Genomic DNA, 259 nt, shown 5'->3' with positions numbered 1-259 from the left:
ACCGAGAACAAAACCACCGACACCACCGGCGCCGGGACCGGCGGCGGTATCGAAGCCCAGCCGGGGATCAACGGTTCCACCGTGGCCCTGCCGTTCGGTCTCGACCCCGCCCGAACCCCGGTGCTGGGCAGCTACCACACCGGCGACCAGCAGCAGGCGAAACTGACCTCGCAATGGTACCGCCTGGACCTGACCGACGAGATGCGCGCCGACCCCGCCTACCGGGTGCTGGCGATCACGGCCGCCGGCCGGATCAAAT

Annotated in this window: 1 protein-coding gene; it reads left to right on the top strand. The window is 69.5% G+C overall.

The window, feature by feature from the left end; translation table 11 throughout:
• A partial coding sequence (locus tag CUZ56_RS15205) for an arabinosyltransferase C-terminal domain-containing protein (protein WP_148113777.1) occupies positions 1 to 259 on the top strand: 259 nt, incomplete at both ends.

This window comes from Saezia sanguinis, assembly GCF_003991585.1.
GTDB lineage: Bacteria > Pseudomonadota > Gammaproteobacteria > Burkholderiales > Burkholderiaceae_C > Saezia > Saezia sanguinis.
This window is presented reverse-complemented; position numbering and strand designations above follow the sequence as displayed.